Source organism: Granulicatella sp. HMSC30F09, assembly GCF_001806915.1.
Lineage (GTDB): Bacteria > Bacillota > Bacilli > Lactobacillales > Aerococcaceae > Granulicatella > Granulicatella adiacens.
Window position 1 is genome coordinate 58,775 of record NZ_KV786419.1, and the last position, 467, is coordinate 59,241.

Below are 467 nucleotides of genomic sequence, written 5' to 3' on the forward strand. Positions count from 1 at the left end.
TATCCAACATTCATTACACCATTGCTCACGGGACCGACTTCTAGAGTTTTCCAATCAAACTGTACTTTTTCTACCTTTGGATATCTTGAGTGAATCCATGCCACGATTTCTTTTTCATACTCTTTCAGCCACGCTAATTGCTTGTCTCTTGCTGTCGCAAAAATGGTGTTTTCTCTCCAACTCGGATTGATCATGTTGAGCGCTGTTACGCCACCTACTGTCAATAACAAGAGGGTGCTAACTGTAATTGCTGTTTTCTTTTTCATACTCTTCCCACGCTCCCAAATTCAATGAAGTTAGTCAAAAATGTAAAAACCATTCCCTTTCTTTATTCTAGGCGGTTGATTCATTCGAATATTTACCATCTCCGGAATACTATCTTTTGTTTCTAAAGAAAAATCTATAAATAAAGCAGTATCTGGATTATCATTAAAAGTTCCTTTTACGGATAAATTATACCCAACTAT

The 467-nt window shown here is 36.6% G+C and carries 1 pseudogene; it reads right to left on the minus strand.

The features are described 5' to 3' along the window. Window positions 1–266, minus strand: a pseudogene (locus HMPREF3103_RS09610) (hypothetical protein); the annotation flags it as partial. Between the last annotated feature and the right edge of the window lie 201 nt (window positions 267–467).